Raw genomic sequence first — 17,847 nt, 5'->3', positions numbered from 1 at the left:
TTGCTGACAACTCGATGGACTAAAAACGACGGCTTAGGCCGTCGTTTTTAGTTTAGTATCATTTGCTTGTATAAGCGACAATATTTTATCTTAGTGGCATGAAAAACTTTATTTGTCTGACGATTTTTCTCCCGTTGTTAAGCAATACCGTATTCGCCCAGGGGTTGACCATGCGCGAACTGATCGACATTACCTGTATGAAAACCGCTCAGTTTGACTCCTGCATGTTCATGAAAGGTTTTCACCTAAAAGCCCGGTCGGAAAGCGTGGCAAATCAGGCGTCGATTTACGAATTTCAACCTTATATGTGAGTGAGCTGACCCGAACCGTTACATTGATTCAATACATCTGCAACGGCCAGTTGGGTCTGTTGAATTTTCAGCAACCGTCGAAAGCCGTGCAGACGGCCCTACGGAATGAACTGATTGCGCTGGGCTTTAAACCCGTCGAAACGGTAGCGGGTTCGGAGTTTACGGAACGACAGATTTTCTACCAAGGCAACGTCGTGATCAGTTTTAAACCGGCTGATGCCGGCAACGGGATTGCTGGTAATTATAGCGGCTACAGCATTGCCATTCACCACGAACGCCGGTTGCCATCCGGCCTACAGACCCGATAACAACCGGCGTTTTGTTGTCATAACGCTATCTTATTTCTTCTTCGCACTTGCCGTTCCGGCCCCTTTCCACTGGTCCATGTAATCCACGGTCAGATGACTGAGCGCCTTGACCCCCAAACCAAAACCGCTTTCGTCGATATGAAAATCCGGCGTGTGGTGCGGGGCGGCATTTTCTATCTTCTGTCCTTTCGGCATACCGCCCAGGAAAAAGAAAAAGCCGGGGACCTTTTGCTGGAAAAACGAAAAGTCTTCGGCCCCCGTGTCGAGCGGACGAATAATCACGTTGTTTTTTCCGGCCACGGCTTCGATCGTAGGCACCATCTGATCGGTCAGGGCCGGGTCGTTGTAGGTAACTGGATACATTACGTCGATTTTCACGTCGGCTTTGGCTCCGGCACTTTCCGAAACATTCGTAGCAATTTCGTTGATCCGGCGGTGAATAGTCTTCTGCATTTCCGGGGTAAACGAACGGATGGTCCCGATCATGTCCACTTCTTCCGGAATGATATTCTGCCGAATTCCGCCGTGTACCGCCCCCACTGTCACCACGGCCGGGTATTCCGTAATGGGTAAGTTCCGGCTGACGATGGTTTGCAGGCCCATTACAATCTGCGACGATGTTACGATCGGATCGACTCCCGACCACGGAGCGGCCCCGTGGGTTTGTTTGCCTTTGACCTTGATGCTGTAAAAATCAACAGCGGCCATGGTTGCGCCCGGACGGTATTTTATGGTTCCGACTTCGGTTTGCGAGTTAATGTGCAAACCAAAAATGGCGTCGACTTTCGGATTTTCCAGCACACCTTCTTTGACCATCAGTTGCGCCCCTCCTTCTTCCCCCACCGGAGCGCCTTCCTCGGCAGGCTGGAAAATAAACTTGACGGTTCCTTTGAGGTCATTCTTTACGCTGGCTAGTACTTCGGCAACCCCCATCATAATGGCAACGTGCGAATCATGTCCGCAGGCATGCATAACCCCCGTTTTCTGGCCGTTGTATTCTGTCGTGGCGGTTGATTTAAAAGGCAGATTACCGCGCTCGGTGACCGGCAAACCGTCCATATCGGCCCGCAGCGCAACCACCGGCCCGGGCTTCCCCCCCTTCAGAATACCTACTACGCCGGTTTTGGCTACATTGGTTTTCACTTCCATTCCCAGCGCATGAAGGTGAGCCGCCACCTTGGCCGAGGTTTGAAACTCCCGGTTTCCCAACTCCGGATTCTGGTGAATCTCGCGTCGCCAGGTGACAACCTTTTTCTCCACACCGTCTGCCAGCTTGTTCAACTGAGGCTTCAGGGATGATTGCGCCTTGACCGAACCGAACGCAAGAGAGACAATACTGAAAAAAGAAAGTGCTGATCTCGTAGCTGTTTTCATAAACTGTTTAGCGGTAACTTCTATGCTATTCTTAATTTCCTACAAAAGAAACGGATAAAATTTTACCGAATCAGAACTCAGCCATTATTTTATAACTGCTTTTTGCAAATAGGCCAATTTTATAAACTGTATTGTCAAAAATAGCTTACTACTTTTGACCGCCATTTTGCAGTTGTATACTCCTATCAACTTCCTGACCAAATTCTAAAAAAATTTCTCTACAAAGACCCCTCACCGCTCCTTCGGACTTTGCTCAGAAAGTGCTTACAGGATTCAAAATAAGGCCATTTCCTCTGTAACCCCGCTCAGAGAAACTACCGTAAACTGCTTTACCGGTATCTTTAATAAAGAACCCTCAAACTTATTCAACGGCCTGCTAGTTAGGAATTAAGGCTTACTTTTACCAACCATTACTGTATTATCGTTCATCTCCTTAATAACCTATCTATGAGCAAATGTCTAACTGCATTCTGGCTTGTGTGCGTGCTTTTTGCCCTGCCCGCTCTGGCCCAGGATCGGACGGTGACCGGCAAGGTTACCTCGGCCGACGATGGCTCTGCTCTCCCCGGCGTGAGCATCCAACTGAAAGGTACCAACCGTGGTACCACCACCGATTCCGAAGGAAACTACAGCTTGCCGAACGTTCCGGCCAATGCCCGGCTGGTTTTTAGCTTTATCGGAACTGCCACGCAGGAAATCGAAGCGGGAAATCAGTCCACCATCAATGTACAACTGAAATCGGACGCCAGCCAGTTGACTGAAGTCGTGGTGACGGCACAGGGCATCGAACGGGACCGACGCTCCCTGGGGTATTCAACCCAGGATGTACGGGGTGACGCCATTGCCCAGCGTTCGGAACCCAACGTGCTGAATGCGCTTCAGGGGAAACTGGCCGGTGTCAACATTACCAGCGCCAGCGGAGCACCGGGGGCTTCTACCAACATCAACATCCGCGGTATTACGTCTTTCAACGGCAGCAACCAGCCGCTGATTGTGGTAGACGGTATTATTTTCAGCAATGATCTCAACCAGACCGAAAACACACTTTTCGGCTCCCAACCGGCCAACCGCCTGGCCGATATCAACCCCGAAAGCATCGAATCGATCAACGTCCTGAAAGGCCCGGCTGCTGCGGTTTTGTACGGTTCGCGGGCGTCGGCGGGCGCCATCGTCATCACAACCAAAACGGGCCGGAACATGAGAGGAAAGACCGAAGTAACGGTTAATTCTTCGTTTAACGTCCAGAACGTCTACGGTTTGGCGGAACTCCAAAACGATTATGGTCAGGGAACGCAGAATAACTTCGTGAACACCAGCGCAAACTCCTGGGGGCCCAAATTCGGTGGGCCGTTAACGCAGGTCACGACGCTGCAGGGTGAGACGGTTCCGTACCAGGCCTATCCCAATAACGTCCGGGATTTTTTCCGGCAAGGCAGCATCTGGCAGAACTCGTTCAACATCGCGTCGGGCGACGAACGGCGGAATTTCATTCTGGCCGTGGGCAACACCCTCCAGAAAGGCGTTATACCCAACACCAAATTCAACCGGACCAACGTCCAGGTTGGCGGTGAATCGCGGTTGAACAACGGAATCAAGATCAACGGTACCGTTACCTATGTGCAAACCGTTCAGCAGGGTACGCCGGGCGGAAACGGCGGCAGTGCCTTCGGTCAATTGACCCGGATTCCGCGCAGTTATGACCTGATGGGACGCCCCTACCAGAACGCACTGGGCGAAAGCATTTACTACAACCCGACTCAGAACCACCCCCTGTGGAGCGTCTACAACGAAACGCTGAACGGCCAGGTCGACCGGGTTTTCGGCAACATCCAGATCGGTTATGATGTCACAAAATGGCTGAACATTTCGTACCGGGCCACGGCAGATACCTACACCGACCGCCGGAAATTTGTGGCCGCTATTGGTGCCGCCCGTTCACCAGCGGGTGAACTTCGCGAGGATATTTTCTTCCGGTCGGAATTGAACGGTGATCTTATCATTACCGCCCAGAAAGACAATCTATTCCTGGAAGGTCTGAACGCCAACCTTTTGCTGGGCAATAACATCAACCAGCGCAAAACCCAGAACCCGACGATTATTAGTCAGGAGCTATCCATTCCGGGTTTTGAGAACGTCAGCAACGGAGCTGTATTCTCGGCCAGTACTGAAGCCAACACGCTGCGCCGGTTAGTTGGTTACTACGGCCAGCTTTCGCTTGCCTATCAGAACTACCTCTTTCTGGAACTGACGGGCCGGGTCGATCAATCGTCAACGTTGCCCAAGGCCAACAATACGTACTTTTACCCATCGGCGGCTGTTAGTTTTGTGCCAACGGATGCGTTCAAACTAAATTCGGATGTGCTGTCCTACGCGAAAGTTCGGGCCAGTATTGCCCGGGTTGGCCGGGACGCTGATCCGTACCTGCTCAATTCGGTGTACGTACCGGCCAGTTACGGCAACAACTCCGCGAGCATTACCTTCCCCATTTCGGTTGGCGCCAGTTTGCCGGGTTTTGCCATTAGCGAGCGAATCGGCAATCCCAATCTAACCCCCGAGTTTGTGCGTTCGTACGAAGTAGGTCTTAATCTGGGCTTATTCCGCAACCGGGCCAGCATCGACTTTGCTTATTTCGACAGCCGCAGCACCAACCAGATTTTTAACGTATCGGTCTCCAACTCCAGCGGTTACGACACCCGGACGACCAACGTGGGGTCCATGCGCAACCGGGGTATTGAACTGGTGCTGAACACCACGCCCATCCGGCTGGCCAACGGTTTTAAATGGGATCTGGTCCTGAACTTCACCCGCATTCGGAACAAAGTAGAAGAAATCGCACCGGGCGTTACGCAATCGCCCATTACCGGCGACGCGTTCATCGGCATCAACCCGTCCATCGTACTAGGACAACCCTACGGTGTCATTGTCGGAACGGCAAACGCCCGCAGCCCCCAGGGCGATTACCTGATCAATCCGACAACGGGTTTGTTTGTTCCGGGTATTGCCGGGCAGGTGATCGCTAACCCGAATCCGAAGTGGACTGCCGGTTTAACAAATACCTTCAGTTACAAAGGCTTGTCACTTTCCGTGCTGGTGGATACGCGTCAGGGCGGTCAACTATACTCCTTCGGGGCGGTTGATTTACGGGGCCAGGGACACCTGAAAGTAACGGGTGTTGATCGGGAGCAGCCGCGTATTTTGCCGGGTGTCATTGAAACCACCAATGCCGACGGTTCCAAATCATACACACCCAACAACATTCAGGTGAGTGCCCAAACCTACTGGGCAAACCTCGGTGGCCTGGCTTCGGAAGCCGCCGTATTCGATGCAACGGTTTACCGGCTTCGGGAAGTAGCCCTGAATTACAGCCTACCGGCCAGCCTGATTGGTAAAACCCCGTTTGGCGGCATTTCCGTAGGTGTCAGTGGCCGGAACTTGTTGTTCTATGCCCCGAACTACTTCATGGACCCGGAAGTAAATACGCAGGGAGCCGGTAATATTCAGGGCCTTGATCTGAACGGCGCGCCCAACACCCGGAATTACGGCGTTAACCTGCGCTTTACATTTTAATGAACATTCACACGATACTGACGATGAACTTTTCCAAGTATAAAAAACTCCTGATGGTTCCCATCCTGTTGCTGATGGGATCCTGTGGCGGCTTCGTTGAAGACATCAACGTCTCGCCCAACAACTCGGCCACGGCCACCCCTTCCGTTCTGCTGCCCAACGTGCTGGCCGGAGCGGGTTTTGCCAACAACGGCGAGTTAAACCGGTTTGCCTCCGTACTGATGAATTACCTGGCCGGGGCCGGTGGTAGCCCGGCGGCTTATGACATTTTCAATACCAACGGCGCTGATTTCGGAAACCAATGGCGTTTTGACCTCTACGGAGGAACGTTGATTAATGCGCAAAAGCTGATTGAGGTGGCTGACCAGTCAGAGTCGAAAATGTATACCGGTATTGGTAAAATTATGAAAGCCTATGCCTTCAGTATGGCCACGGATATTTGGGGTGATGTGCCGTACTCGCAGGCGCTTCAGGGCGAAGCCATGCTGCAACCCCGGCTGGATAAACAGGAAGACATCTACAAAGGCAACCAAAGTCTCGGTATTCAAAGTTTATTTGATCTGGTGCGTGAAGGACTAACCGACCTGGAAGCGGCATCGGCCCTCAAACCCACCACCGACGACATCATTTACGGTGGGAACCTCGACAACTGGAAACGGGCCGGAAATACGATGCTGCTGAAATTCGCGAACACCATCAGCAGACGGGAACCCGAACTGGCCAAGCAGGTGATCACTGAAGTTCTGACCAAAAACATGTACATCACCAGCAACGCGCAGGACATGAACGTAAAATTTGGGAGCAGCGTGGGCAGCACCAGTGCCATCTGGAACTTGGCCGTCTTTGGTTCGTTTAGTAATGAACTGATTATGAGCACCCGCTTTCTGGAGGTTTTACGTCCGGATCCCGCGAATCCGGCCAAAACCGACCCACGGCTGCCGGTGTTTTTTACCAAACCAGCGGCTGATTACGTAACCATCGACAACGGCTACCGGGGAGCATTACCAACCCCAACCAACACCTGGTCACGCTACGCGCCGTATGTCACGGGCCAACAGGGCGAAGGTCCGGTTCGGCTCCTGACCAATTTTCAGCGGGCGTTCATTCTGGCAGAATCGGCCCTGACGCTGGGCACCCCGGGTGATCCGCAAACTCTTTATACCGAAGGCATCACGGCTTCTATGAAACTGGCCGGGATTTCAGACGCGGACATTGCGGCTTATCTGGCAGCGAACCCAAACGTGGCGACGCTCACCGGAACCACCCAGCAAAAACTGGAGCAGATTATTACGCAGAAGTGGATTGCCTGGACGGGCAACGGCCTGGAATCCTGGAATGACTGGCGCCGAACGGGTTACCCCAGACTGACGGCTTCGCAGAATGCAGTCGGCATCAACGGTACACGTCCGGTTCGGGCCGCCTACGTCACGCAGGAAATCGAGCGGAACCCCGGCTTTCCAAACCCTGGCCCTCAGTCCAACGAACGCGTGTGGTGGGATGTTGATTAATAGGTCATTTGTTAACGAACTACAATCATGAAAAAAATAGCTTTTCGATTCCTGCTGCTGGTCGTAGTAGCACTGGCCGGTATTTCCTGCAAAGACGATTATGTATATAGCGATCTGGTACAGGATAACCTCCCAGCGGTTCCGGTCACGTACTCCGGAGCAACGACGTACGGTTTTGACCCTTACTACGAAACGTCGATAGCGGGTGGGGGTAACATCAAAATCACGCTATCCATTCCCACTTCCAGCGGACGGACCATCAAGGAAATTACCCGGGTAGCCGCGGGGGCCACCAGTATAAACGCCGGAACCCTGAACACCGCCGGTAATTACAATACGGGGCCCATTGCCGGCAATGGAACGACGGCCGAATTCACGACCACTATCAAGGATTTCAACACCAAGCGGCCCGCGGTTCCCACCACTCCGACAACGCCCCCAACAGGAGTTCGGGAGATTGCCTTTATTTTTCTGGTAACCCTGGATGACGGTACTGAGATTAGAACCATGCCGGTGCGCATTCGGGTTTTGCCTTAACACATACGCTTACCAATAAAAAGCCGTTCCTGTGCAGGAACGGCTTTTTGTTGACCTTTTCTACAGGCTCTCCTACTCTACTCCTTTCACCTGCATAGCAAGCGTATAGACCGACTCCGAAGCCGTAATAAACAACGTTTTACGGTCTTTTCCGCCAAAACAGATGTTGCCGACCCAGCGTGAAGGCACCGGAATGGTTTGCAGCTTTTCGCCGTTGGGGCTATAAATCGTAACGCCTTTGCCACTCAGGTAAAGATTTCCCTGTTCGTCGAGCGTCATGCCATCGGACCCCTGCGGTACAAAAAGCTGCCGGTTGGTCAGCGAGCCGTCGTTGTTGATCTGGTATTTGTAGGTTTTATTGTCACGAATGTCGGCGACGTACAGAAATTTCCCGTCGGGCGTACCAACAATTCCGTTCGGCTGCATCAGCTTGTCATCCACAATAACCGGTTGCTTTTTGCCTTTTGGCAGGTAATAAACCTTCTGGCCGTCGAGATCCGGTTTGGTCCGCTGCCAATAGTCACGCTGGTAGTACGGATCGGTGAAATAAATACCGCCTTTCGGATCAATCCATAAATCATTGGGGCCATTGAGCCGTTTCCCCTCAAAATCAGCCAGCAAAACCGTTACTTTTCCTTTCGGGCTGATTGACCACAGCTCGTCCTTTTCATCAGCGCAGGCAATCAGATTGCCTTTCTGATCAAAGTAAAGCCCGTTGGAACGCCCCGTTTTATCCATGTACAACGACAGGTTTCCGTCGGTGTCATATTTCCAGATTTTATCGTTGGGCTGATCGGTGAAATAAATATCGCCTTTCTTGTTGACGGCTGGACCTTCCGTAAATTTAAACTGGCTGGAAATCTGCTTCGGCGTAGCGCCGGGTGCCGTCACTTTTACCGAATCGGCTCGCCCGGTTTCCGATCCGCGGCTAAAACTCGTTACACCGCATAGCAACAGAGCCGCAAGAAGGAATCCGGCTTTTTGACCAAACTGCATGGGAATCTTGTTAAGGGTACAGGAATACACAAATATAGCATATTCCGATTACCAGGGCACTTCGCGCTTGTCTTTCCAGAATTTACCGGTTTCCTGAAGGGGTGCTTCGGTAGCCAGCCAGACGGGGGTCTGGGCTCCATTTTCGAGTGATCGGTTGGCATTTGGGCCACCCATGCGGGTCTGCACCCAACCGGGATTAACGCAGTTGACGGCAATATTTTTACCCACCAGCCCAGCCGCAAACTGCCGGGTCATGGCGTGAAGGGCGGTTTTGGAAAGACTATAGGCCGGATAGCTGTCCTTCATGTGAGCAAGCGCCCCCAGATCACTCGTCATGTTGATGATTCGCCCCCCCTCTTTGCTTTTTTCCAGAAACGGCAGAAAGTCCTGAACCACTATAATGGGACCTATCAGATTGGTTTTCAGGGTTCGTTCCAGCGATTCGATGCTGAGCCTGACAATGGAAACGGACCGATCCGTTTCTTCCAGGACGGCCGCGTTATTGATCAGGACATCCAGGTGATCGGCTTTTTGGGAGAAGGCGCCGTAGGCGTTTTTGATGCTGACCGGATCGGTCACATCCATATGGAGAAAAATGGCTTCATAGCCCTGGTCACACAGTTTCTGAGCGGCTTCCCGGCCCGTTTCAATATCCCGGGAGGCCATGAAAACCGCATACCCCTTAGCACACAACTGTTTTGAAATTTCTTTTCCAAGGCCCCGGTTTGCACCGGTTACCAAAGCAACTTTCTCGTGGTTGGTGTTCATACGTTCGACGATTGAATTATAGAATTGAACAACGTTTCCGCTTCCGCCCGTTTAATCACTTCAATTCTACAATTCAATCACCGAAATTGTTTAAAAAAGCCATACTGCGCTCTGGACGACTACCATCCATGATTGCGCAATCAATACACCGTTTCGTGCAAAACAGGAATCAGGCGTCCTTTCCTAGTGCTTTAACGGCTCCGTACAGCATGTCTGTCATCTTCCGGGAACTTTCATCACCCAGAATCTCGGCGTAGCGACGCATCAGATTATCCCAGGCTTTTTTGATATCCGGCAACATGGTGATTCCTTTTTCGGTGGCATAAACCAACGTATGCTTTCCTTCGATTTTCCGCTCAACGAGTTTTTTCAGTTCAAGTTTCTCGATCAGGCGGGTAATGGTCGACGGTGTTAAGTGCAATTCTCCGCTAAGCTCCTTGGGCTGAATGCCAGGATTCTCAATCGCTTCTTTTAATACAAAGGCGTGTGAAGCCGTCAGGCCCAGGCGGCCAAATTCTTCATCGGAAATGTTCGTCATCACACGGGCTAAGGCGTTTGCCGTAAAATTCAGGCAATTACTGTACTTTGAAATCCGTTGTTTCTCTGCGATCATGATTGCTAGGGTTAATGTAAGTCAATAAAACTCTTGTTACTGATTTACAAATTAAACAAACTTAATAAAGATTAGTTTGTAAAAACAATTATTTAACGACCAATCTTTACCACTTATTGAAACAAATGACAGAAGTTGTTTTCAAATTCAAAAATCTACAATAGTTGTATCAACAATTATGTTATTAAACGGTAGCGAGAATTCAAAAAAATATATAAAATATCCTATTATTAGAACTAGGAAAATATTTTTGCGGATTTTACCTGCATTGCGGCTTACCCGAGAGGTAATTATTTAAGAGGCAGATGGATCTCCGCCATCATACAACGCGCCGATCCGCCCCCGAGTCCTTCAATTGTCGATAGGTCGAAATGGAACAGGGTAGCAAAATCGTCCAATTCATCGCGCTGCCGGGCCGAGAGCGAATGAAAAGCCTGGCTTGACATAATGAGTAGTTTTTGCCCCTTTTTGGTGACAGTCAGCAGCATGTTCCCGGCAAAATGGGCCATCTGTTCAAGGGTAATATCGATGACGTGTTTCCCGCTATTGACGAGCGACTGCCGCACCATTAGACGCTCGTCGGGGTCTGAAATGGCCGTTAGACAAACCACGGCAAAAACATCACCGATGCACATCAGCACGTTGGTGTGATACACCGGAATTCCGTTGGCATCAGCCGCCGAAAACGTAATAACCTGGTAGCCCGTACGCTTGCTGAACTCGGCCAGAACACGGGTATCGGTGCGTGGTGACAGGCAGGCGTAAGCCACCCGCTTCATCCGGTCCAAAACCATGCTGCCCGTCCCTTCCAGATACTTTCCTTCCTGCTCAAAATGGGTCAGGTCAACAATTTTGGCCACCTGATATTCTTTTGCCAGATCATCAATAATGTCCAGCCGCCGTTCGAACCGCCGGTTAGGGGCCTGCATGGGATACAGAACAACCGTGCCGCTGTAGTGGAAAGACACCCAGTTATTCGGAAAAATGGAATCCGGCGTATGCGGTTCCGTCGTATCGTCGTAGATAATCACATTAACTCCGGCTGCGATCAGTTGGTGGGTCATCTCATCGAACTCACGCAGTGCTTGGGCCTGTGTAGCTTCCGGATTATGGGTTGCCAGATCGGCGTTCTGAAATGCGTTGCTCTCGGCGGTTTGGCTGTTGAACCCAAACCGGGTGGGCCGGATCATGAGGATGTTGGACGTTGCCTGTGATTGCATGGATAGGATAAATGTTATAAGTCAGCGCGTAATAAGGGTAAACTCATACAGTGAGAACCGCCCCTTGCCCTTGATAATTCCGCAGATGGTAACATGATAAACGTATTTTCCAGCGTATCAGGATCGGCTTCACCGCGCTCAAACCGGTCCAGTAATTCGGCGGCCCCAACGGTTTCGAATCCGGCCTCCCGAAACGCTTCCAGGGTTTTGTCATTCCGGTCGTACCCGATCACCACCCCATCTTTCAGGGCCAGCAAGTTACACGAATCCGTCCACTGTTCGCGGGCACCAAACGGAAATTCGTTATTACCCGAATAAATAAACTGAACCGGCTCATGGCATCCCAGATCATCCCGGCTGATGGACGTCAGCAAATCTTCCAGGTTTTCAATCTCAACGGGTTTCTGCTCGGCTCCCTTCGTAAACTGAATAATTCGCAAATCTTCCGACACGTCTTTGGGGGCCAGAAAATGCAGCAAATCCCGTTTTTTGGCTTCATCCCCCAGCCGCCCCAGCGATCCCAGCAGCACCCAGACGTTGCGTTTGACCTGCGTAAAAATGGTATCGATGTGCATGTAATCCCGTTTTTTCGGAATCTGGACAATCGTTACTTTCTGAACTACATTCTTGTCAAATAGCAACCGAATCACTTGCTGGGCCGCGTACAGGGTGGTGCGTTCGCTGCAACCGATGAGCAGGTGGTCTGGAGAAACCGTCATGACATCCCCCCCTTCGAGTGTCGAACGGGAATAGGTATGCGTCAGGTCATTGTCAGGCAGCAGAAAATGGTGTTCGTTGTCCGGAATTTCAATGATCTTATCCCGGTAGCTGCTGAATAAAGGGTGATAAAAAAAGATATACTGAGCCAGAAAGGCTTCGCGGGTGCGGGCCAGTTTAGCGGGTTTGTTGAGCAGAATGTGGTTGTTGATAACAATGCCAATATCGCGCGTAAAAATGAAGTTGGGCAGGGGCGCAAACAACATGGTCCGGTCGGGGAGCGAGCCCGAAATCAGAATTTTGGCCAGTTCCACCGGATCGTAGGTATATAACTGATTCTGAATGGCGAAGCTACACCGTTCAACGGCGCAGATGCCCGCAAGTAGGCGGGTCCGAATGACTTCATCCGCCAGAATGTCGGTCAGCAGTAGTTGAATATCAATAACGGCATTGGAGCGAAAATACTCGGGATGATCGGGTTTATAAAAATTCCGTTGGGTATCGGCATCAATCTGGGCCAGCTTCCCGCGGACTTTATCCGGATCGAGAAAATAGAGCAGAATTTTTACGTAATAATCATATTCATCCCGGCGCATCGTTTCCAGATGCACAATGTCTTCGAAAAGCCAGTCCTGCGCCTTGGACGGAATAACTTTGCCCAGGCCACGGTCGGGGCTATGAATCAGCAGCCGTTTCAGCGTTCCAACCTCAGAGGTTACGTTGATTTCCTGCCTGGCGATCTGTTGTTTACCGTTTTGTATTGTACTCATTGCCAAAAAGAAATGATAAACTTCAAGATGCAAGGTACGGCTTTGGGTACTGAAAAAAAAAGCAGGTTCTCCGCGGCTAACGAAATGCGGTGAGCGTCAACTTTTAACGACTCTAATTTGTTACAATATCGTGTAGCTATCGCTTCATGCATTACCTTTGCAGTTTAATTAAGTAGCAATCAAACTTCCATTATGCTAACTATTAGCAATTTACAAGCATCCATTGGCAGTAAAGAAATATTGAAGGGTATTAACCTGGACGTCAAAGCCGGTGAAGTACACGCAATCATGGGGCCCAACGGTTCCGGCAAGAGTACGCTGGCATCGGTATTATCGGGCCGTGAGGATTACGATGTGACGGGCGGAAGCGTGACCTTCGAAGGAAAGGACCTGCTGGAAATGGCACCGGAAGAACGGGCCGCCGAAGGCATTTTCCTGGCTTTCCAGTATCCCGTCGAGATTCCGGGCGTCAGCACGACCAACTTCCTGAAAACGGCTATGAACGAAATCCGGAAATACCGTGGTCAGGATCCGCTGGACGCTGTTCAGTTTCTGAAGTTGATGAAGGAAAAAATGAAGCTGGTGAACATCGACCAATCCCTGCTGAGCCGGTCGCTGAACGAAGGTTTCTCGGGTGGAGAGAAAAAACGGAACGAGATTTTCCAGATGGCCATGCTGGAACCCAAACTGGCGATTCTGGACGAAACCGACTCGGGTCTGGACATCGACGCTCTGCGGATTGTGGCTGAAGGCGTCAATCAACTGCGGTCGCCGGAACGGGCTACTATCGTGGTGACGCACTACCAGCGTCTGCTGGATTACATCGTTCCCGACTACGTTCACGTCCTGTACAAAGGCCGCATCGTCAAATCCGGTCCGAAAGAACTGGCTTTTGAACTCGAAGAAAAAGGCTACGACTGGATCAAAGCGGAAGTGGAAACGGTTTAATTTCAGTTAAAAATTAAAAGTTAAAAATCAAACATCCCATGAAGCAGGCCAAAACTCCTCGTTTCAAACAGCGTCGATGCCTGAATTTTTAACTCTTAATTTTTAATTCTTAACTCCTTAAGAATGACTCCTTCTAATCAGAATAACGACCTGAAAGCTAAACTACTGGCGGATTTCAGAAGCCTGGAAGAGCGGCTGAATGGCGCCAGTAAAACGGCTTTGCACCAAACTCGACGGGAAGCACTCCATCAGTTTGACCGGCTGGGTTTTCCAACGATCAAACATGAAGAGTGGAAATATACCAATGTCAGTAGTTTAATTAAAGAGGTATTCGAATTCAATGCGGCTTCGCAGGTGACGGCCGACGATCTGGTACAACTGGAATCTTCCCGCCTGGAAGGTAACGTGCTGTACTTCGTCAATGGCCGGTACCAGCCCGAGCTGTCGAAAATCGTGAGCCCGGCTGAGCAGCTTACGATTACTACGCTGGACGAAGCCATAAAAAATACTCCGGATTTACTGGCTCAGTATTTTGCCCAGTACGCTGACTACCGGCAGGATGCCTTTACGGCTTTGAACACGGCGTTTGCGCAGGAAGGTGTGTTTATTCACGTTCCGGCCAATACGACTGTGGAAGCCCCGACGATTCTTCGGTTTCTTTCTGACGCCCGCGCGGTAAACGTGGCTTCACAGCCCCGGAACCTGTTTGTTGTCGAAAAAAATGCGGAAGTAAAAGTGGCCGAATCGTTCCGCACCCTGGGCGACCAGGCCAGTTTCACCAACGTCGTAACCGAAATTGTGCTGGCCGAAGACGCCCGCATGGAGTATTATAAAGTTCAGAACGAGTCGGATATGGCCTACCATATCGGCACCACCCAGGTCGATCAGAAAGACCGCAGTTATTTCTACTCGGCCACGGTAACGCTCGACGGCGGTTTTATCCGCAACAACCTGAACATCGCCCTCGACGGGTCGGAATGCGAAGCCCATATGTACGGGTTGTACTTCCCGAACGGTCGCCAGCACATCGATAACCATACGCTGGTGGACCACCGCCAACCGAATTCCCACAGCAACGAATTGTACAAAGGGATTCTGGAAGACCGGTCAACGGGCGTATTCAACGGCAAAATTTTTGTGCGGCAGGCTGCCCAGAAGACCAATGCCTATCAGTCGTGTAAAAACGTGGTGCTTTCAAACGACGCCACGATGAATACCAAGCCGCAACTGGAGATTTTTGCCGATGACGTGAAATGTTCGCACGGTACCACGACCGGTAAACTGAACGAAGAGGCTCTGTTTTACATGCGTTCGCGCGGTATTCCGAAAGACGAAGCGCAGTCGCTGCTGATGTACGCATTTGCCGAAGATGTCATTGCAAAAATCAAGATCGACCCGCTGCGTGAGCAGATCGAACGTCGTATTCAGGCTAAATTGGCACGATAAGGAAGAGTTATGGGTTAAGAATTAAGAGTTAAGTATCAACCTTAGTTTTTACTCATAACTCTTAACTTTTAATCTTTACTTCCAATGGAGATTGCACCACACGAAATTCTTGATATAGAAGCCATTCGCCGGGACTTTCCGATTCTGGATCAGGTCGTAAATGGTCGGCAACTGGTTTATTTTGATAACGCGGCTACCACGCAAAAACCGTTGCCGGTACTCAAGGCGCTGGCCGGGTATTACGAGGGGTATAATGCCAATATTCACCGCGGAATCCACGCGCTGGCCGAGAAAGCCACCTCCGCCTTTGAGTTGTCGCGCCGGGCTATTCAGCAGTTTCTGAATGCGGCCCATGTGGAAGAAATCATTTTTACCTACGGCACAACAGACGGTATTAACCTGGTGGCTCAAACCTACGGCCGACGGTTTCTGAACACGGGCGATGAAATCATCATCACGACGATGGAGCACCACTCCAACATCGTTCCCTGGCAGATGTTGTGCGAGGAAAAAGGTTGTGTGCTGAAAGTCATTCCTATCGACGACAACGGTGATCTGATTCTGGAAGAATACGAGAAACTGCTTTCCGAACGGACCAAATTTGTCTCGGTGGTGCACGTTTCCAACGCGATGGGAATCATCAACCCGGTGAAAACCATTATTGAGAAAGCCCATGCCGTGGGTGCGAAAGTGCTCATTGACGGTGCGCAGGCCAGCTCACACATCGATATTGACGTCCAGGATCTGGACACGGATTTCTACGTTTTCTCGGCGCATAAGCTCTACGGCCCGACGGGCATGGGGGCGCTCTACGGCAAACGGGATGTGCTGGATTCGATGCCGCCCTGGCGCGGAGGTGGTGAGATGATCAAGGAGGTTACGTTTGAAAAAACAACCTACAACGATCTGCCCTATAAATTCGAAGCCGGAACACCCAACATTGCCGACGTTATTGCGACCTACACCGCTCTGGAATACATCAACAACCTCGGCAAGAAAAACCTGGCGGCTTACGAACACAGCCTGCTCGAATACGCTACCGAAGCCCTGAAAGACATTGAAGGGTTGCGAATCATCGGTCAGGGCGCCGAAAAAATCAGCGTTGTTTCATTTGTCATAGACGGTATTCACCATCAGGATACCGGTGTGATTCTTGATCAGCAGGGCATTGCCGTCCGGACGGGTCACCACTGCACCCAGCCGCTGATGCGCCGGTTTAATATTACGGGAACCACCCGGGCTTCCTTTGCGGTTTACAACACAAAAGAAGAAATCGACCGGCTGGTGCAGGGCTTACACCGCGTCCGGAAGATGATGCTGTAAATAGACGTTGACAAAGTCAGGTAGCTGTTGCAGTTCCTTCCATGAGCAGACTTTTGTGTTACGAATCAATATGACAATTAACGAGAAACAGGACGAGATTATCGAAGAATTTGATCTGTTTGACGATCAACTCGATAAGACCCAATACATCATTGATCTGGGCAAAAAATTGCCGCCCATGCCGGAACAGTACCAGACGGATGACAACCTGATCCGGGGCTGCCAGTCGAAGGTGTGGCTGCATTCCGAAATGCAGGGTACCAACGTTCATTTTGAAGCGGACAGCGAACCGACGGCCCAGATCAGTAAAGGATTGGTCAGCTTACTCATCCGGATTCTGTCGGATGAAAAGCCCGAAGCCGTGGCCAGTGCCGATCTGTATTTTATTGATCGAATTGGTTTGAGCAGCCTCGTAACGTCGCGACGCGCGGGTGGTCTGGCTTCCATGATTCAACAAATGAAACAATTTGCTACGCAGCAGGCAGCCAAAAACCAAACGGCGGCACAGTCAACTCTTTAATGCATATGGTCATGAGCGAATCTGAACTTAAAGAAGAAGTCATAAAAGCCCTCAAAGACGTTTATGACCCGGAAATTCCGGTGGATGTCTACGAACTGGGCCTGATTTACGAAATCAAGATATTCCCGATCAACAACATCTATATTCTGATGACGCTGACCTCGCCTTCCTGTCCTTCGGCGGGCACGATACCCGCGGAGATCGAAGCCAAAGTACGGGCCATCGAAGGCGTTAACGACGTAAGCGTCGAGCTGACGTTCGATCCGCCTTACAGCACCGAAATGATGTCGGAAGTAGCCAAACTGGAATTAGGCTTTATGTAAAGGAACGGTTAGACGGTTGTTATGGTTAAGGGGTTAAAATGGCTTAGATGGCTACCTGGTTAACTTCTTTGACTTTTCAACCGGTTGCCCACTCCTGATCGCATACCCATTTACATAACAATCATTACAATAAACTTTTAAACGTAATACAATGTATCCTCCACATTTAGTTGCCCCGATGAAGGATGACCTCCTGAGCGCCGGGTTTGATGACCTGAGCACAGCCCAGAAAGTCGATGAGGTGATGCAAAACGCCGAAGGCACCATGCTGGTGGTTGTCAACTCGGTTTGCGGATGTGCGGCTGGTGCGGCCCGTCCGGGCGTGAAAGCGGCTTTGGCCCAGAGCGGCATTAAACCCGATAAACTCGTAACGGTTTTTGCCGGCGTCGATCTGGAAGCAACGGCGCGGATGCGCGAATACCTGCTGCCTTATCCTCCTTCTTCACCGTCCATCGGTATTTTCAAAGACGGCGAACTGGTGCATTTTATTGAGCGTCACCACATTGAAGGCCGTTCGGCGCAGATGATTGCCCAACACCTGGAAATGGCGTTCGAAGAATTCTGCGAAAAAGCGTAAGGATAGACAAAAGAGAAAAGA

Annotated in this window: 17 protein-coding genes; 11 read left to right on the top strand and 6 right to left on the bottom strand. The window is 50.8% G+C overall.

Going from position 1 to position 17,847, the window contains the following annotated elements; translation table 11 throughout:
- The first annotated feature begins 98 nt into the window (after positions 1-98).
- Complete coding sequence (locus LX87_RS06830) at positions 99-311, top strand: hypothetical protein (RefSeq protein ID WP_111627370.1); 213 nt, start codon at positions 99-101, stop codon at positions 309-311.
- Positions 308-619, top strand: a complete 312-nt coding sequence (locus tag LX87_RS06825; RefSeq protein ID WP_111627369.1) for a hypothetical protein — start codon at positions 308-310, stop codon at positions 617-619. Before LX87_RS06830 ends, LX87_RS06825 begins: the two co-directional genes overlap by 4 nt.
- Before the next feature lie 30 nt (positions 620-649).
- On the opposite strand, the gene LX87_RS06820 is transcribed toward LX87_RS06825, so the two are convergent.
- Positions 650-1,993 (bottom strand): amidohydrolase, encoded by a 1,344-nt coding sequence (locus tag LX87_RS06820; RefSeq protein WP_111627368.1) that lies wholly within the window; start codon positions 1,991-1,993, stop codon positions 650-652.
- Positions 1,994-2,440: 447 nt separating this feature from the next.
- Here LX87_RS06820 and LX87_RS06815 point away from each other — a divergent pair, with 447 nt between their 5' ends.
- From LX87_RS06815 to LX87_RS06805, 3 genes are read left to right on the top strand one after another with little or no spacing between them, the layout of a single operon-like run.
- The gene (locus tag LX87_RS06815; RefSeq protein WP_111627367.1) at positions 2,441-5,560 is read left to right on the top strand and encodes a SusC/RagA family TonB-linked outer membrane protein; all 3,120 of its coding nucleotides are present in this window, start codon (positions 2,441-2,443) and stop codon (positions 5,558-5,560) included.
- Positions 5,560-7,068: a SusD/RagB family nutrient-binding outer membrane lipoprotein gene (locus LX87_RS06810; protein WP_229310565.1), complete on the top strand. Its 1,509-nt coding sequence runs from the start codon at positions 5,560-5,562 to the stop codon at positions 7,066-7,068. Before LX87_RS06815 ends, LX87_RS06810 begins: the two co-directional genes overlap by 1 nt.
- A gap of 27 nt (positions 7,069-7,095) precedes the next feature.
- Positions 7,096-7,605, top strand: coding sequence for a hypothetical protein (locus LX87_RS06805; protein WP_111627366.1), 510 nt, complete (start codon positions 7,096-7,098; stop codon positions 7,603-7,605).
- Between the two features lie 72 nt (positions 7,606-7,677).
- Here LX87_RS06805 and LX87_RS06800 read toward each other — a convergent pair whose 3' ends face one another.
- The 5 genes from LX87_RS06800 to LX87_RS06780 all read right to left on the bottom strand — a co-directional run bounded on the left by LX87_RS06800 (position 7,678) and on the right by LX87_RS06780 (position 12,689).
- Positions 7,678-8,601 carry an SMP-30/gluconolactonase/LRE family protein gene (locus LX87_RS06800; protein WP_111627365.1) on the bottom strand — a complete coding sequence of 308 codons (924 nt, stop codon included), beginning with the start codon at positions 8,599-8,601 and terminating at the stop codon, positions 7,678-7,680.
- A gap of 48 nt (positions 8,602-8,649) precedes the next feature.
- On the bottom strand, positions 8,650-9,369 hold the full coding sequence (locus LX87_RS06795; RefSeq protein WP_111627364.1) for an SDR family NAD(P)-dependent oxidoreductase: 720 nt from the start codon (positions 9,367-9,369) through the stop codon (positions 8,650-8,652).
- Between the two features lie 169 nt (positions 9,370-9,538).
- Positions 9,539-9,982: a MarR family winged helix-turn-helix transcriptional regulator gene (locus LX87_RS06790; RefSeq protein ID WP_111627363.1), complete on the bottom strand. Its 444-nt coding sequence runs from the start codon at positions 9,980-9,982 to the stop codon at positions 9,539-9,541.
- Positions 9,983-10,272: 290 nt separating this feature from the next.
- Positions 10,273-11,202: a citrulline utilization hydrolase CtlX gene (ctlX, locus tag LX87_RS06785; protein WP_111627362.1), complete on the bottom strand. Its 930-nt coding sequence runs from the start codon at positions 11,200-11,202 to the stop codon at positions 10,273-10,275.
- Positions 11,203-11,216: 14 nt separating this feature from the next.
- A complete protein-coding gene (locus LX87_RS06780) occupies positions 11,217-12,689 on the bottom strand; it encodes an arginine deiminase family protein (RefSeq protein ID WP_111627361.1) in 1,473 nt (490 codons plus the stop codon).
- Between the two features lie 192 nt (positions 12,690-12,881).
- On the opposite strand from LX87_RS06780, the gene sufC reads away from it, so the two are divergent.
- The 6 genes from sufC (at position 12,882) to LX87_RS06750 (ending at position 17,826) form a co-directional block, all read left to right on the top strand.
- A complete protein-coding gene (sufC, locus tag LX87_RS06775) occupies positions 12,882-13,637 on the top strand; it encodes a Fe-S cluster assembly ATPase SufC (RefSeq protein ID WP_111627360.1) in 756 nt (251 codons plus the stop codon).
- A gap of 123 nt (positions 13,638-13,760) precedes the next feature.
- Positions 13,761-15,083: a Fe-S cluster assembly protein SufD gene (gene sufD / locus LX87_RS06770; RefSeq protein ID WP_111627359.1), complete on the top strand. Its 1,323-nt coding sequence runs from the start codon at positions 13,761-13,763 to the stop codon at positions 15,081-15,083.
- An 84-nt stretch (positions 15,084-15,167) separates the two neighbouring features.
- Positions 15,168-16,406 (top strand): cysteine desulfurase, encoded by a 1,239-nt coding sequence (locus tag LX87_RS06765; RefSeq protein WP_111627358.1) that lies wholly within the window; start codon positions 15,168-15,170, stop codon positions 16,404-16,406.
- A gap of 70 nt (positions 16,407-16,476) precedes the next feature.
- On the top strand, positions 16,477-16,926 hold the full coding sequence (locus tag LX87_RS06760; protein ID WP_111627357.1) for a SufE family protein: 450 nt from the start codon (positions 16,477-16,479) through the stop codon (positions 16,924-16,926).
- A gap of 11 nt (positions 16,927-16,937) precedes the next feature.
- Positions 16,938-17,249, top strand: coding sequence for a DUF59 domain-containing protein (locus LX87_RS06755; protein ID WP_111627524.1), 312 nt, complete (start codon positions 16,938-16,940; stop codon positions 17,247-17,249).
- Between the two features lie 151 nt (positions 17,250-17,400).
- Entirely contained in the window at positions 17,401-17,826 is a 426-nt protein-coding gene (locus LX87_RS06750) for a BrxA/BrxB family bacilliredoxin (RefSeq protein WP_111627356.1), read from the top strand.
- Positions 17,827-17,847 lie beyond the last annotated feature (21 nt).

Source organism: Larkinella arboricola (genome assembly GCF_003259745.1).
Classification (GTDB): domain Bacteria; phylum Bacteroidota; class Bacteroidia; order Cytophagales; family Spirosomataceae; genus Larkinella; species Larkinella arboricola.
Note: the sequence above shows the minus strand (reverse complement) of the source record. Positions and strands in the feature narration are given on the sequence as shown.

Excerpts from the sequence above, each read along its gene's own strand:
- LX87_RS06830 (WP_111627370.1), top strand. The coding sequence starts at position 99 with ATGAAAAACTTTATTTGTCTGACGATTTTTCTCCCGTTGTTAAGCAAT.
- LX87_RS06765 (WP_111627358.1), top strand. The coding sequence starts at position 15,168 with ATGGAGATTGCACCACACGAAATTCTTGATATAGAAGCCATTCGCCGG.
- LX87_RS06760 (WP_111627357.1), top strand. The coding sequence starts at position 16,477 with ATGACAATTAACGAGAAACAGGACGAGATTATCGAAGAATTTGATCTG.
- LX87_RS06755 (WP_111627524.1), top strand. The coding sequence starts at position 16,938 with ATGAGCGAATCTGAACTTAAAGAAGAAGTCATAAAAGCCCTCAAAGAC.
- LX87_RS06815 (WP_111627367.1), top strand. The coding sequence starts at position 2,441 with ATGAGCAAATGTCTAACTGCATTCTGGCTTGTGTGCGTGCTTTTTGCC.
- LX87_RS06820 (WP_111627368.1), bottom strand. The coding sequence starts at position 1,993 with ATGAAAACAGCTACGAGATCAGCACTTTCTTTTTTCAGTATTGTCTCT.
- LX87_RS06750 (WP_111627356.1), top strand. The coding sequence starts at position 17,401 with ATGTATCCTCCACATTTAGTTGCCCCGATGAAGGATGACCTCCTGAGC.
- ctlX (WP_111627362.1), bottom strand. The coding sequence starts at position 11,202 with ATGCAATCACAGGCAACGTCCAACATCCTCATGATCCGGCCCACCCGG.
- LX87_RS06800 (WP_111627365.1), bottom strand. The coding sequence starts at position 8,601 with ATGCAGTTTGGTCAAAAAGCCGGATTCCTTCTTGCGGCTCTGTTGCTA.
- sufD (WP_111627359.1), top strand. The coding sequence starts at position 13,761 with ATGACTCCTTCTAATCAGAATAACGACCTGAAAGCTAAACTACTGGCG.
- LX87_RS06780 (WP_111627361.1), bottom strand. The coding sequence starts at position 12,689 with ATGAGTACAATACAAAACGGTAAACAACAGATCGCCAGGCAGGAAATC.
- LX87_RS06810 (WP_229310565.1), top strand. The coding sequence starts at position 5,560 with ATGAACATTCACACGATACTGACGATGAACTTTTCCAAGTATAAAAAA.
- LX87_RS06795 (WP_111627364.1), bottom strand. The coding sequence starts at position 9,369 with ATGAACACCAACCACGAGAAAGTTGCTTTGGTAACCGGTGCAAACCGG.
- LX87_RS06790 (WP_111627363.1), bottom strand. The coding sequence starts at position 9,982 with ATGATCGCAGAGAAACAACGGATTTCAAAGTACAGTAATTGCCTGAAT.
- LX87_RS06805 (WP_111627366.1), top strand. The coding sequence starts at position 7,096 with ATGAAAAAAATAGCTTTTCGATTCCTGCTGCTGGTCGTAGTAGCACTG.
- sufC (WP_111627360.1), top strand. The coding sequence starts at position 12,882 with ATGCTAACTATTAGCAATTTACAAGCATCCATTGGCAGTAAAGAAATA.